The sequence below is a fragment of the Corallococcus sp. RDP092CA genome, from assembly GCF_041903675.1.
Classification (GTDB): domain Bacteria; phylum Myxococcota; class Myxococcia; order Myxococcales; family Myxococcaceae; genus Corallococcus.
On the sequence record NZ_JAYESI010000064.1, the window covers coordinates 1 to 10,855 of the forward strand.

Sequence of the window (10,855 nt, forward strand, 5' to 3'; positions counted from 1 at the left end):
GCTGGTGGGGTGGCTGGTGCTGCCTGCGTCAGCGTGGGCTTGCTCGTGTATTTTTCGCGACCAGGGACTCGTCAGCGCGTTGGAGGAGGCCCGGTTTCAGGCCGACTTCATCTATCTGGCGCACGCCCGTGACTCGAAGGAACCATCCAGAGGCTTCGCCACCGTGGAGGTCCTGGAGGCCTTCAAGGGTGACGTCAAGGCAGGTGAAGTCTTGCAGCTTTCCTACGGCTGGAGCGGGGACTGCCGCCTGGTCGTGCCTCCGGGCCAGACGTGGTTGCTCTATGCCCACGGCGCCAGCCCGACGGAGGTCAATCTCTGTTCGAGAAGCCGGCCGGTCCTCCCGGATGACAGCGAATTGACCTGGCTTCGCACGGGTGTCCTGCCGCCAGTGCCTGTATCACTCCAGCGCGAGGTCGCGAGCTGCGAGGTGTGTGAGCTCGAAGCGATTGGAGGACGCCTGCTGGTCTCCCCGGGAATGCCTCCGGCCAGTCGCTCCAGGTGGGGGGATGGGGAAGTGCAGGCGCGATGGAGGGCGGGCCAACCGTTCTTCGCGTATGCGGGAATGGGGGAGGACGTGGTGGTCGGAGTGTCCCGTGAGGGGCGTGCCTTCTTGCTGACCGATGCCTCTCATGAGTCCTCCGCGCGCAGGGTCTGCGAACGGCGGATCCAGCTCCGTTGGTGCAAGCGATTGGAGTTCCAGAACAAGGGGCAGTCCTCGTCGGTCTTCCGCTGTGTCGAGCCGGGGGAGCCCCAGGACGTCTGCGACGAGCAGCCGAGTCGGAAGATGCAATGGCTGCCGATGGAGCGGCTTCCTCCTGGAGCCTGTCGCTGGAACAAGCCCGATGCGCCCTCCTGCTATCTGGCCGAGGCCCGCTTCCCCTTTCCCTCGGGCAGCCCGGTCTTGCCGGTCCTGGCCTGTCATGCCCTGGAACCGGGAGCGGGCTCCGGCGCCTATGTCTGTGAGGTGAAGACCGCGCCGGAGCGCATCTCCCCGGAGCCGTGAGCACTCAGCGCGCTGGTTCTTCGTCCTCGTTCAGGAGGCCGTGCTTGCGGAGCTTGTCGTGCAGCGTGGCGCGGCCGATGCCCAGTGCCCGGGCCGCCTCCGTGCGCTGTCCCTTGGAGGCCGCGAGCGCCGCGAGGATGAGCGCCCGCTCGTGCGCGTCCAGTTGCTCTCTCAGGGTGCCTCCCGCGTTGGATGCCGGCTGCGGCGCGGGGGGGCTGGCGCCTCCAGGCAACAGCTCCAGGTCCAGGGCGCCGTCGGCGGACAGCACCACGGCGCTCTCCAGGGCGTTCTCCAGCTCACGCACGTTGCCGGGCCAGGAGTAGGCCGTGAGCCGCTCCAGGAGGGCGGGCGTCACGGGCACCGGCGGCATGCGAAACCGTTCGGTGTGGCGCGCGAGGAAGTGCTTCGCGAGCGCGGCGATGTCCTCCGGGCGGCTGCGCAGTGGAGGCACCTGGAGCGTCACGACCTTGAGCCGGTAGTAGAGGTCCTCGCGGAAGCGGCCCTCCGCCACGCACCGCGGCAGGTCACGGTGGGTGGCGGCCAGGACGCGGACGTCCACCGGGAACGGGCGGTCCTCGCCCACTGGCCGCACTTCGCCCTCCTGTAGGACGCGCAGGAGCTTCGCCTGGAGGGGCAGGGCGAGCTCTCCGATTTCGTCCAGCAGCAGGGTGCCTCCGGAGGCCTCACGGAAGAGGCCCGGCCGGGCGCGCACGGCGCCGGTGAACGCACCCCGCGCATGTCCGAAGAGCTCCGCCTCCGCGAGCTCCGGCGTGAGCGCGGCGCAGTTGAAGCGCACGTAGGGCTTGTCCGCGCGCGGAGAGGCGCGCACCAGGGCCTCGGCGACGCGCTCCTTGCCGGTGCCACTCTCTCCGGTGATCAGCACCGTGACGTCGCGAGGCCCCACGCGCTGGATGAGCAGGGCGAGCCGCGCCATCGAAGGCGACACGAAGACCAGCGAGCGCAGCAGGTTCACCTCGCCGGACAGCCGCTCGTTCTCCGCCTCCAGGTGGACCATCCCGAGCGCCCGGCGCACCACGGCCAGCACGTCGTCCACGTCGAACGGTTTGCGGAAGTAGTCCAGCGCGCCCAGCTTCATGGCCTCCACGGCGTGACGTTCAGAGCCGTGCGCGGTGATGAGGATGACCCGGGGCGCACGCGGGCGCGCGTGAACCCGGCGGAGCAGCTCCATGCCATCCATGCGCGGCATGCGCAGGTCGCTGAGCACCAGGTCCACGGGCGGCTCCGCGTCCAGGCGCGCGAGCGCGGCCTCTCCGTCCACCGCCTCCTCGACTTCGAGCCCGTCGTCCTCCAGCAACCCGCGCAGCGTGTAGCGCACGCCCGCGTCGTCATCCGCCACCAGCACGCGGGCCTTCATGGCAGGGCCTCCCTTCGCGGCGCTTCCGTCGTGGGGGGCGCGGCGGGCAGGCTCAGCTCCGCCACGCAGCCTCCGCCCTCGCGAGCGCGCAGGCTCAGCTCTCCGCCGTGCTGGCGCATCAAGGCCCGCGACAGCGCCAGCCCCAGGCCGGAGCCGTGGGGCTTCGTGGTGATGCCCGGCTCGAAGACGCGCTCGCGCACCTCCTCCGCGAGCCCGGGGCCCCGGTCGCGCACCTCCACGCGGCCTTCGCCCTCCGGCGTCGCCCAGGCCTGGAGCTCCACCGTGGTGCCCCTCGGCGCGGCGTCCAGCGCGTTCTGCACCACGTCGATCAACACCTGCCGCACCTTGCGCGCATCGCACCACGCCTCCACCGGCGGCCCGTCCGCGACCTTCAACGCCACGCCCCGTTCTCCCGCCATGCCTTCGTGCAGCTCCGCCACCTGCCGGCACAACCCCTCCAGCGGCACGGGCGCCTCGTTGAGGGGGAGCAGCGGCCGGGAGAAGTTGAGGAACCCTTCGAGGATCTCCTGCATCCGGTCCACCTCCCGGCGCAGCACCGCCAGCCGCTCCGCGGGCCGTCCCTCCACCTCGCGGGCCACCATCGCGGCCAGCCCCTTCACGCTCGCGAGCGGGTTCTTCAGCTCGTGCGCGATCTCTCCCGACAGCGTGGTGAGCGAGCGCACCCGCTCCTCGTGCGCCTTCAGGGCCTCATCCCGCGCGTCCAGCGCGGTGCGCACCATGCCCCGGAACGTGTGCCGCAGCGTCGTGCCGATGAAGTTCACCCACATCATCAGGAACGCCGTCACCGCGAGCATCGTCACGAGCAGCGCGTCGTTGTGCCCCGCGCGCCGGCCGCCCCCGAAGAGGGCAGGCACCAGGTCATCCACCGCGCCCGTCAACGTCACCGCCGCCTGCACGCCCACCAGCGCGAGCAGGTAGCCCATCCACCTGCGAGCGCGGTCCGGAGGGAAGAGGATCGCCGTGGCCAGGGTCGCTGGCAGCACCAGCGGAATGAGCGGGCTCTCCAGTCCCCCCAGCGACAGGTTCACCACGGTGAAGAGCGGGAACGCCACCAGCGGCAACACCGTGCCCGACTCGTGCGACACCACCGGCTGTCGCCGCCACGACGCGACGACCGCCAGCCCCACCAGCACGATCCCCAGCGCGAGCGCCACGCACCACCGGCGCCAGGTGGACGTGTCCCCGATGAGGCCCAGCGACACCATCGCCACCGGCAGCGGGCTCAGGAACGCCATCACCTTCGTCACCTGCCGGAACATCCGCGAGAACGCCTCGCGCTGGACCTGCTCGACTCCGGCGGCCGTGGGCTGGGGTAGGGAATGCAAGGCGCGTCCTCCTGGACCGGGGTGTCAACCCTATGCCCAAGCAAGCCGGATGCCCCAGCCTGGATGCCCCTGGGGCCATTCCGCGCCGCGTCTACCTGTTCGGCGAACCGGCGTCCGGCGCCGGAACGCCGAACAAGCGAGGGCCCTGCCCCCGAGGGCCCCCCTGGCGTTCAGTGCTGGCACGTCGAGTGCTCAAGGTGACGACAGGACACGGGTTCAGGACCTGCCCGTGCGCCAGACGCGGACCCCTCGGGCGAGGCGGGCGTAGCGTGGCCCCGCCGCGCTCGGGGGGCGCTCCATTCGCGGCGAGGCCGCGCCAGGAGGCACGGGTGTCGGGATCGGGCAGGAAGTCGAAACACTCGAAGCGGGGCATCGTCGCGGGGGCGGTGGTGGTGGCCGTCGTCGTGAGCGGCATCCTGTGGCTGCGGCGGCCGACCCCCGAGCCCCCACCGCGCTTCACCGGCTTCGTCGTCAGCGACAACGTCTACCTGTCCTCGCCGGTGGCCGGCATGGTGGCGTCCGTGTCGGTGGTGCGCGGCCAGCGCGTGGAGGTGGGCACGCCGCTGTTCCGCATGGACCCCACGTCGCTGGGGGCGCGGGCCGACCAGGCGCGGGCACAGGTGGGGCAGACCGAAGCCCAGCTGCTCGCCCGCCAGTCGGACGTGGCCCGCGCCCGCGCCGCGCTGGTCGCCGCGCAGGCGGAGGCGGAGCGCGCGGACGCGGAGCTGGCCAGGCTCGTCGCCGTCCAGCAGGCGATGGAGGGCGCCGTGACGCCCCAGCAGCTGGACCTGCTGCGCGCGACCGCGACGCGGGCCCACGCCCAGCGCGACGCGGCCCGCACGGACGTGGCGGCGGCGAACGCGCAGCTGGAGGTGGTCCGCGCCCAACTCGCCAGCGGACGCGCGGGCGTCACCGCCGCGGAGCAGCAGGTCGTGGAGCTGGCGCCCGTGTCCCCCGTCGCGGGCCGCGTGGAGGACGTCCTCTTCCAGCAGGGCGAGTGGGCCATGCCCAACGCCCCCGTCGTCAGCATCATCCCGGACGCGAAGCTGAAGGTGCGCTTCTACGTGCCGCAGGGCCGCGTGGCGTCCTTTCCGCCGGGCACCGAGGTGGCCATCGCCTGCGACGGCTGCGACACCGGGATGACCGCCCGCGTGGACTACGTCGCCCCGCGCCCGGAGTACACGCCGCCCATCATCTACAGCCTGGAGACGCGGCAGAAGCTGGTGTTCCTGCTGGAGGCGGTGCCCTCCGCGCCCACGCGGCTGCTGCCCGGGCAGCCCATCGACGTGACCCCCCTGAAGCAGGCACCGGTGGAGGTGGAGCGATGAACGCGCGAGCCATCGACGTGCGCGGCCTCAACAAGTCCTTCGGAGACCGGCATGTCGTGCGGGACGTCTCCATCGCCGTGGACGCCGGGCGCATCACCGGCTTCCTGGGGCCCAACGGCTCCGGGAAGACGACGACGCTGCGGCTCCTGTGCGGCCTGCTCACGCCCGACAGCGGCGAGGGCACCGTGCTGGGCATGGACTTCCGCGTCCGGGGCGACGCCATCAAGCGCCAGACGGGCTACATGACGCAGAAGTTCTCCCTCTACGAGGACATGACGCTGGAGGAGAACCTGGCCTTCGTCGCGCGCATCTACGGCCTGGACCGGCGGCGGGAGCGGGTGGACGACACGCTCCACCGGCTGGGCCTCTTCGACCGGCGCCGGCAGCTGGCGGGCGCGCTCTCCGGCGGCTGGAAGCAGCGCCTGGCCCTGGCCGCCGCGACGCTGCACGACCCCCGCCTGCTGCTGCTGGACGAGCCCACCGCGGGCGTGGACCCCAAGGCCCGCCGCGAGTTCTGGGACGAAATCCACACGCTCGCCGCGGGCGGCCTCACGGTGCTGGTGTCCACGCACTACATGGACGAGGCCGAGCGCTGCCACGACATCGGCTACATCCTGTACGGCCGCCTCATCGCGCGGGGCACGGCGGACGCGCTCATCCGCGACTCCGGCCTGGTGACGTTCCTGGGCGAGGGGCCCGGCGTCGACCACGTGGCGCACCTGCTGGCCCAGGCGGACGGCGTGCTCAGCGCCTCCGCGTTCGGCGCCTCCGTGCACGTCAGCGGCTTGAGGCGCGAGGCCCTGGAGGCCGCGCTCGTCCCCTGGCGCAAGGAGCCCTACCGGTGGCGCGAGGTGGAGCCCTCCCTGGAGGACGTCTTCATCCAGCTCATGGGTCGCGAGCGCGACGAACGGTACACGTCATGACGGGCCCGCTGCCGCGCATCCTGGCCGTGCTGCTCAAGGAGTTCACGCAGCTGCGGCGCGACCGCATCACCTACGCGATGATCCTCGTGATGCCGGTGATGCAGCTGCTCATCTTCGGCTACGCCATCAACATGGACCCCCGGCACCTGCCCGCCGCGGTGCTGTCCCACGACACCAGCACCCTGGCGGACTCCGTCGTCGCCGCGCTGGAGCGCACCGGCTACGTGGACGTGCGCTACCTGCCGCGCTCCGACGCGGAGCTGGAGCAGCTCATCCGCCGGGGACAGGTGATGCTCGGCATCACCATCCCGCCAGACTTCACCCGGCGGGTGCTCAAGGGGGAGCGCGCGCAAATCCTCGCGGAGGCGGACGCGTCCGACCCGCAGGCGGCGGCGGGGGCGCTCGCCGCGGTGAGCGTGCTGCCCACGGAGGCGCTGCGCAACGAGCGGGTGGGGCTGGGCCCGCCCCGGTCCACCGCGCCCGCCTTCGAGGTGGTGGTGCACCGGCGCTACAACCCGGAGGGCCGCTCGCCGTTCCACATCGTGCCGGGCCTGCTGGGCATCATCCTGTCCATGACGCTGGTGATGATGACCGCCATGGCCGTCACCCGCGAGCGCGAGCGCGGCACCATGGAGACGCTCCTGTCCACGCCCGCAACCCCGGCGGAGATCATGGTGGGCAAGCTCACGCCCTACGTCGTCGTGGGCCTGGTGCAGACCGGCGTGGTGCTGGGCATGGCGCGGGGGCTGTTCTCGGTGCCCATGGCGCGCACGCCCGCCGGCTGGCTGGCGCTGTCGTGCGGCATCGTGCTGTTCATCGTGGGCAACCTGTCGCTGGGCTACCTCATCTCCACCGTGGCGCAGAGCCAGCTCCAGGCGATGCAGATGTCCATGTTCTACATGCTGCCGTCCATCTTCCTCTCCGGCTTCGCCTTCCCCTTCCTGGGGCTGCCGCCGTGGGCGCGGGGCCTGGGCGAAGTCATCCCCGTGACGCACTTCCTGCGCATCGTCCGGGGCTCGCTGCTCAAGGACCAGGTGCTGGCGGACATGGGGAATGACCTGCTCGCGCTGGGGCTCTTCGTCATCGCGGTGGCGGGCGTGGCGCTCGCGCGCTCACGCACCACGCTGGATTGACGCCACACGTCGGCCTTGACGCGGTCGCGAACGCCAGACACGTGGACGGCGGGGCGATCCACCCGGACCGCCAATTGCAGTCTCCTTGCGCACCGGCGCCGCGCCCCACGTGATTTCGCGGGGTTCACGCCTGCGTCCGGTCTGGAGATGCCCATGTCACGTGACAGCTCCTTCGCGGTATGTGCGGTGCGGACTTCGCACCTGGTCGCGGCCCTGTTCATGGCGTCCCTCGCCGCCGGCTGTGGAGGCGGTGGTGCCGCTCCTGGCGATGACGACGATGTGGAGGACTGCGTTCCCAGGACCTGCGAGTCGCGGGGCTTCAACTGCGGTGCCACGACGGATGGCTGTGGCCACTCGCTCGACTGCGGCACCTGCGCGGCGCCCGCCGCCAGTGGGGGGGCTGGCCAGAACAACGTCTGTGGTGGACGAGGACGCCGTGGGCCCCATTGTCGGCAGCGGACCCGACAACGTGTGGTCCTTTGGCCGGGGTGGGCGGATGCAGCAGTGGAACGGGCAGGCGTGGAAGGCGAGGGCGCCGCTGCGCACGCTGGGGGAGGCGCAGGCCATCCATGGCACCGGGCCCTCGGACATCTGGGTGGCGACGGACACGGGCGTCCTGCACTGGAACGGCGGCGGCTGGTTCGAGCCCAAGATGGGCACCTCGCTCTCCGACGACGTTACGGGCGTCTACGCGGCCTCGCCGACGGAGGTCTGGGTGACCAGCTCGTTCCATGACGCCATCTACCGGTTCGACGGGGCCGGCTTCGTCGAGGCGTTCAGCACGGGCTCGGTGGACCTGTATGGCATCCACGGCGCGTCGGCGACGGACCTCTGGGCGGTGGGCAAGGCCGGGCAGGCCGTCCACTCCGACGGCACCACCTGGACACCGCAGCCCACGGGGGGCGACGCGTCGCTCAACGCCGTCTAGGTGCAGGGGCCCTCGCTCGCCATCGCGGTGGGCGACTCCGGCACCATCGTGCGCTGGGACGGCGCGGCCTGGAGCACGATGACCTCCGGCACCAGCCAGTCCCTGAAGGCCGTGTGGGGCAGCGGGCCGAACGACGTCTGGGCGGCGGGGGCGGGCGGCACGCTGCTGCGCTACGACGGCGCGCGCTGGCTTCCGGTGGCCAGCGGCACCTCGTCCCAGCTCAACGGGCTGATGGGGCGCTCCTCCTCCGAGGTCTGGGCGGTGGGCGACAACGGCACGCTGCTGCGCTTCGACGGGAGCCGGTGGAACGCGGAGACCACGGGCACCCGCCGCGTCCTCCGGGGCGTGTGGGCGCCGTCCTCCTCGGAGCTGTGGCTCGTGGGGGACACGGCGGTCCTGCACCGGCCCTGACCCCGGCCCGCCGCGCGAAGGCGCGCGAGCAGGCCTGAGCGTGCATCGCCGCAGGGCTCCCCTGGCGACCGGGGAGCCCCTTCCATCCCGGGCCCCGAGCGCGGCCCGCGGTCATCACCATCGTCTCCTGGTACCCCCTCCAGAAGGAGAATGGTGATGTGTTGCAACACACGACTCTGGCATTCCCACCACTGCATCCTGCCGCCGTACGTCAGCCGTCAGATTGCCCAGAACGGCTCGCCGCAGCAGCGGGCGCGGGCCCTGCGGACGCTCGCCGTCGACAGCACGCTGCGCTCCATCCGCTTGTCCACCAGCGGCGCGCCCCAGGCGGCGAAGCGCCTCATCCCCGGCCCCATGGTCGTGGAGAGCCACAAGCAGCGCACCATCTACAACGTGAAGAACACCGAGGCCCTTCCAGGTGACGAGGCCCGCCACGAGGGACAGGACGACACCGGCGACGCGGCGGTGGACGAGGCCTATACCGGCCTGGGCGCGACGTATGACCTCTACTGGGAGGTCTACGGGCGCAACTCCATTGACGGCAACGGCATGCCGCTGCTCGGGCACGTCCACTATGGCAGCGGCTACGACAATGCCTTCTGGGACGGCGAGCGCATGGTGTTCGGCGACGGCGATGGCGAGCTGTTCAACCGCTTCACCATCTCGGCGGACGTCATCGGGCACGAGCTGACCCACGGCGTGACGGAGCACGAGGGGCCTCTTGCCTACTTCCTCCAGGCGGGCGCGCTCAACGAGTCGCTGTCGGACTGCTTCGGGTCGATCGTGAAGCAGCGCCTCTTGAACCAGACGGTGGAGCAGGCCGACTGGCTCATCGGCGCGGGGCTCCTCACGACACAGGTCCAGGGCAAGGCCCTGCGCTCCATGAAGGAGCCGGGCACCGCGTTCGACGACCCGGTGCTGGGCAAGGACCCGCAGCCGGCCCACATGAAGGACTTCGTGAGGACGACGGAGGACAACGGCGGCGTGCACATCAACTCCGGCATCCCCAACAAGGCCTTCTGCGTCGCGGCCACGAACCTCAAGGGCTACGCGTGGGACAAGGCCGGCCTCATCTGGCTGGAGGCGCTGCGCGACCCGAGGCTCAAGGCCAACGCCTCGTTCCTCTCCTTCGCCCGGCTCACCGTGACGGCGGCCGCCCGGCTCTACGGGAGCGGCGACGAGGAGCAGATCGTCCGCGACGCCTGGAACCAGGTGGGCATCAGCGTCTCCAAGGAGCGGGCCGCCGCGCCGGCCTGGACGCCGCCGCTGCAGAAGCAGGCCGCGCAGCCGGTACAGCGCAAGAACTAGGGCCTGGAGGGCTTGAGATGCGAATCGAGCTCAAGCAGGAGGGAGGCCTCGCCTACTTCCCGGGCTTGGCCAGGCCCCGCTCCGTGGACCTGACGGCACTGCCTCCCGCCACGGCGGAGGCCCTCCAGCGGGAGGTGCGGGAGGCCCGCTTCTTCGAGCAGCCGGCGACCGTGGGCGGTGGCCCCACCGCGGGCGCGGACCGGACGAGCTACACCGTCACCATCGAGGATGACGACGGGAGGAGGCACTCGGTCCGGCTGGTGGAGCCGGTGCAGGAGCCGCACCTGCGCGCCCTGCTGGGCCTCATCCAGGAGGCCCAGCGGGAGCAGCGATAGGGCCCCTGGAGGTTAGTAGCGCGGGCGGGTGGGGAGGTTCAGGTCGTCGCGGAGGACGTTCTCCCCGGGGCGGCCGCCCTGCACCACGTCCGGCGTGGACGGGTCCTGGTCCAGGTCGATGGGCAGGCCCACCGCGGACGTCTCGCGGTTGTTCACGCCGTTCTTCGCACCGCGCGCCAGCGTGCCGTTGGCGTAGTCCGAGGCGTGCACCAGCTCGTGGAACAGGCCCACGACGGGCGGACGGTTCTGCCAGTCCTCGTTGCCCAGCGAGATGCGCGTGGTGTTGTAGTTCACCGTGCCGTTGGTGCCCTTGCCCGGCGTGCCGTCCGTGTTGAACCAGGCGTCGTCCTTGTTCTGCGCGGACGCGGAGTTGCCGCTGAGCGTCTCCTGGATGGTCGCGGTGTGGCCGCTGTCATCCAGCGTGCGCAGCAGCTCCTGCCCCGAAGGCAGCGACCGCAGCGCGTCCAGGTCCGACTGCGCCCGCGCCTGGAAGTCCGCGCTGCCCGAGACCGTCACCGAACGCCCGCGCTGATCCGCGTCCGTCATGTCCACGATCTCACGCTCGCCCTCGGCCGCGTCGGCGGTGGTCTCGTTCTCCTCCACGTAGAGCTTGTCCGTGCCCGCGCCGCCCCGGACCGTGTCCTCGCCCGCGCCGCCCGCCACCGCGTCGTTGCCCGCGCCACCCGACAGCGTGTCGTTGCCCCGGCCGCCGATGACCTGGTCAACTCCTTCGCCACCGACGGCCCGGTCGTCGCCCGCCCCGCC

Annotated in this window: 11 protein-coding genes; 8 read left to right on the forward strand and 3 right to left on the reverse strand. The window is 71.6% G+C overall.

All coding sequences use genetic code 11. From position 1 onward, the window contains the following. Positions 1 to 1,003: hypothetical protein (locus U8525_RS33890; RefSeq protein WP_374270879.1), on the forward strand; the 1,003-nt coding region annotated here is incomplete at its 5' end. A 4-nt stretch (positions 1,004 to 1,007) separates the two neighbouring features. Here the strand turns inward: U8525_RS33890 and U8525_RS33895 are convergent. Then, positions 1,008 to 2,378 (reverse strand): sigma-54-dependent transcriptional regulator, encoded by a 1,371-nt coding sequence (locus U8525_RS33895; protein ID WP_374270880.1) that lies wholly within the window; start codon positions 2,376 to 2,378, stop codon positions 1,008 to 1,010. Then, a complete protein-coding gene (locus U8525_RS33900; protein ID WP_374270881.1) occupies positions 2,375 to 3,724 on the reverse strand; it encodes a PAS domain-containing sensor histidine kinase in 1,350 nt (449 codons plus the stop codon). The genes U8525_RS33895 and U8525_RS33900 overlap by 4 nt, the downstream gene beginning before the upstream one ends. Positions 3,725 to 4,053: 329 nt before the next feature. Here U8525_RS33900 and U8525_RS33905 point away from each other — a divergent pair, with 329 nt between their 5' ends. From U8525_RS33905 to U8525_RS33935, 7 genes are all read left to right on the forward strand, one after another. Further along, positions 4,054 to 5,052 (forward strand): HlyD family secretion protein, encoded by a 999-nt coding sequence (locus tag U8525_RS33905; protein WP_374270882.1) that lies wholly within the window; start codon positions 4,054 to 4,056, stop codon positions 5,050 to 5,052. Beyond that, a complete protein-coding gene (locus tag U8525_RS33910) occupies positions 5,049 to 5,975 on the forward strand; it encodes an ABC transporter ATP-binding protein (protein ID WP_374270883.1) in 927 nt (308 codons plus the stop codon). The genes U8525_RS33905 and U8525_RS33910 overlap by 4 nt, the downstream gene beginning before the upstream one ends. Beyond that, positions 5,972 to 7,108 (forward strand): ABC transporter permease, encoded by a 1,137-nt coding sequence (locus U8525_RS33915; RefSeq protein WP_374270884.1) that lies wholly within the window; start codon positions 5,972 to 5,974, stop codon positions 7,106 to 7,108. Before U8525_RS33910 ends, U8525_RS33915 begins: the two co-directional genes overlap by 4 nt. Before the next feature lie 436 nt (positions 7,109 to 7,544). Further along, complete coding sequence (locus tag U8525_RS33920; RefSeq protein WP_374270885.1) at positions 7,545 to 8,036, forward strand: hypothetical protein; 492 nt, start codon at positions 7,545 to 7,547, stop codon at positions 8,034 to 8,036. Continuing rightward, the gene (locus tag U8525_RS33925; protein ID WP_374270886.1) at positions 8,037 to 8,447 is read left to right on the forward strand and encodes a WD40/YVTN/BNR-like repeat-containing protein; all 411 of its coding nucleotides are present in this window, start codon (positions 8,037 to 8,039) and stop codon (positions 8,445 to 8,447) included. Between the two features lie 156 nt (positions 8,448 to 8,603). Beyond that, positions 8,604 to 9,755 carry a M4 family metallopeptidase gene (locus U8525_RS33930; RefSeq protein ID WP_374270887.1) on the forward strand — a complete coding sequence of 384 codons (1,152 nt, stop codon included), beginning with the start codon at positions 8,604 to 8,606 and terminating at the stop codon, positions 9,753 to 9,755. Positions 9,756 to 9,772: 17 nt separating this feature from the next. Next, on the forward strand, positions 9,773 to 10,090 hold the full coding sequence (locus U8525_RS33935; protein ID WP_374270888.1) for a protealysin inhibitor emfourin: 318 nt from the start codon (positions 9,773 to 9,775) through the stop codon (positions 10,088 to 10,090). A 12-nt stretch (positions 10,091 to 10,102) separates the two neighbouring features. Here U8525_RS33935 and U8525_RS33940 read toward each other — a convergent pair. Continuing rightward, positions 10,103 to 10,855, reverse strand: a 753-nt coding sequence (locus tag U8525_RS33940) for a M91 family zinc metallopeptidase (RefSeq protein WP_374270889.1), incomplete at its 5' end; no start/stop codon positions are given.

Excerpts from the sequence above, each read along its gene's own strand:
- U8525_RS33895 (WP_374270880.1), bottom strand. The coding sequence starts at position 2,378 with ATGAAGGCCCGCGTGCTGGTGGCGGATGACGACGCGGGCGTGCGCTAC.
- U8525_RS33910 (WP_374270883.1), top strand. The coding sequence starts at position 5,049 with ATGAACGCGCGAGCCATCGACGTGCGCGGCCTCAACAAGTCCTTCGGA.
- U8525_RS33915 (WP_374270884.1), top strand. The coding sequence starts at position 5,972 with ATGACGGGCCCGCTGCCGCGCATCCTGGCCGTGCTGCTCAAGGAGTTC.
- U8525_RS33930 (WP_374270887.1), top strand. The coding sequence starts at position 8,604 with ATGTGTTGCAACACACGACTCTGGCATTCCCACCACTGCATCCTGCCG.
- U8525_RS33935 (WP_374270888.1), top strand. The coding sequence starts at position 9,773 with ATGCGAATCGAGCTCAAGCAGGAGGGAGGCCTCGCCTACTTCCCGGGC.